Here is a 2715-nt window from a genome sequence, read left to right on the forward strand (position 1 = left end):
TCCGCTGCGCAGCTGATGCCAAGGCTCCAGCCATTCGTAACTGCCGGATGTTTTGCGCTTTTTCAGAAAAAAGCTCAGCACCGCCGCAGCACCGTAAATACAAAGCGAGAGAATAAAAACAAGCCGGTATCCCCGATTGCCGTGCAGCGCGGAGATCAGCCAGCCGGAAAGCCACGGCCCGACAATGCCGGTCAGCGAGCCAAGGAGCCCGACCCAGCCGTTAAAAACATCCCGGTTCCTCCGGTCCGTAATTTCAAAATAAACGATGTTAAAGGCCAGCCAGAACAAGCCCGAGGCAATGCCAAGCAGCAGGCCAAGCGGCCAGACGTACTGGACCACCCTGCTCCCCAGCCACAGCACCAGAAGATAAAAAAGGCCCGAAACGGCGACGCCAAGCCGCAGGGCGTTCATTTTATTATGCTCCTTCACCCACTTGCCCCCCAGCCAGAAGCTGAGACCCAGAGCAAGCTGCTGAGCTACAGTAAACCAGCCGATCATGGCGAAATCCTGCCGGCTTTTCCACAGGTAGACATTCAGAAAAGTTCCCGCGAGCGCGCCCGATAGCACGAATAGCCCGTTAACCGCCAGCAGCAGCGCCGCCTGTCCCCGCAGCGAGACCTTCATCGTATTCCCCCTTAGCCTTGAGACATGCACCTGTTTAACATGCCCCAAACCGGAGGATCTTAGCGAAGAATCTGATTTATTTAACGGAGGCCGCCGATATTGCGCACCCACTGCTCCCGGTCCTCTTCGGCCAGGCTATGCTGAACCTGAAAGCATGACGGGCAGACATACATATTTAGAGAGAATGGCGCGCTCAATAGCGGCGCTCCAACAGCAGCAGGCTCCGCCGATTGGAAATCGCTTACCCCCACCGTGCCGGCCAGCAGCATATATTCATGGCACTGCGGACATTCCGGGGCTTCGGCCTGCCCGTCCAGAACAGAGGCCACCGTGCTGTCATAGCGCTCCAGATCATAAGTATCCCGGTAAGCATCAAGCGTGTTGAATACGGGAACAACTCCGTCCTGCTCATCTCCCCACAAATCATCGGAATGTTCATGTTCATGCTCATGCTCATGCTCGTCGTCATCGTCTTCCAAATCGTCATCCAGCTCTTCCCGGCTGATATTGACCGTACGGTAAGCGCTAAGCTCATTGCCGCAATGCGGGCAGGCCTTCTCCGGTCCGAGCTCTTCGTCCCATACGATTTCCGTATGGCACCAGGGGCAGATGGTTGTATCCATGTCTTTCGTCTCCTTCATCAATTCATCATTAAATAGATTATTCCGGCCGCCAGAAACAAGACCGCCGCAACAAACAGCACACGCACCAGAATTTTCATTCGGCTATTAGCGTCTCCTTTTGCGCCGCCCGATTTGTCCGCTACATAATGGAAGCCCCGATCACATAGGACAATGACACGGAAATCAGCATGGCCGTCAGGCCAACCGCCCGATTATCGGCCGCAATCTCCTTGTCGATTGAAAAGACAGGCGTCAGAAATTCAAACATAAAGTAAGCAATCAGCAGCAGGGCAAAACCGATCACGGACCACTTCATGGTTTCATAAATCGAAGCCTCCGCCTGAATACTGAAGCGCAGCACGTTGCAGATGCCGAAGATTTTGCCGCCGGTCGCCATTGAAGCCGCCACGTTCCCTCTGCGGATTTCATCCCAGCAGTTGTACCTGGTTACCATTTCGAATATGGACAAAAAGACAACCAACTCCAAAATGGCAACCGCAAAGTAGCCGAGCAGGCTTCCCAGCGGATGGCTGAGCCAGGCATCAATTACGTGTTCCATAGGTCTTCTCCTTCTTTCCGCCGGGAAAGCCCGTTAGTTCAGCTCCGCAACCGTAACGCCCGCGCCGCCTTCATTGTAGTTGCCGAGACGGTAGCTCTTGACATGCTTATGCTTGCGCAAGTATTCCTGGATTCCCGAGCGCAGGACACCGGTCCCCTTGCCATGGATAATGTAAATCTGGCCAAGATTTCCGAGAAACGCTTCGTCGAGAAAACGGTCGGTCTCGATCAGCGCTTCCTCAAGATTCGCTCCCCGCAAATCCAGCTCGCTGCGGGTATTCTCGTCCCTTGTGCGCTTCACGGTCGTGGCCTGGCGAAGCGGCTGCTTCGCAGCGGGCTTGGCAGGCGACAGCAGTTCCAGATCGTCCAGCCGCACCTTCATCTTCATGATGCCGAGCTGCACGACGGCTTCCTTGGCTCCGCTAAGCTCGACGACATGGCCTTTCTGATTCAGGCTGTGGACGGCCACTTCATCGCCCGGCCCGATTTGGCGGGTCTGCTTGTTCTTCGCGCCTCGCGCCGGCTCCTTCTTGCGGGGCGCAGGCTGTGCTTCGTCGAGCCTCCGCCGGGCCTCAATCAGCTTATGCTCCTTGACCGACGCCCCTTCCTCCATAGCCAGCCGCCGAAGATCGCTGATAATCTGCTCGGCCTCCTTACGGGCCTTGTCGACAATGGCGGATGCCTCCTTCTCCGCCTTCTCCAGCCATCTGTCGCGCTGGTTCTCCAGCTTCTCCAGCTCCTGGCGCTGCTTGCCGCGCAGATCCTCCGCTTCGCGCCGCAGCTTCTCCGCCCGCTCGCGCTCGCTCTCCGCGCCGAGACGGTTCTCTTCGAGCGAGGCAATCATGTGCTCCACGCGCAGATCCTCTTCCTTCACCTCGCCGCGCGCATGCTCCAGAACGGCTGCCGGAAG

At 56.9% G+C, this 2715-nt stretch carries 4 protein-coding genes; all 4 read right to left on the reverse strand.

The window, feature by feature from the left end:
* On the reverse strand, nucleotides 1-624 hold a 624-nt coding region (locus L692_RS28650), incomplete at its 3' end, for an MFS transporter (RefSeq protein ID WP_036723451.1).
* Between the two features lie 80 nt (nucleotides 625-704).
* Entirely contained in the window at nucleotides 705-1247 is a 543-nt protein-coding gene (locus L692_RS0112480; protein ID WP_025700311.1) for a hypothetical protein, read from the reverse strand.
* Between the two features lie 139 nt (nucleotides 1248-1386).
* Nucleotides 1387-1806: a DUF350 domain-containing protein gene (locus L692_RS0112490; RefSeq protein ID WP_025700313.1), complete on the reverse strand. Its 420-nt coding sequence runs from the start codon at nucleotides 1804-1806 to the stop codon at nucleotides 1387-1389.
* A gap of 33 nt (nucleotides 1807-1839) precedes the next feature.
* A partial coding sequence (locus L692_RS0112495) for a Smr/MutS family protein (protein WP_025700315.1) occupies nucleotides 1840-2715 on the reverse strand: 876 nt, incomplete at its 5' end.

Source organism: Paenibacillus forsythiae T98, assembly GCF_000520735.1.
Classification (GTDB): domain Bacteria; phylum Bacillota; class Bacilli; order Paenibacillales; family Paenibacillaceae; genus Paenibacillus_AQ; species Paenibacillus_AQ forsythiae.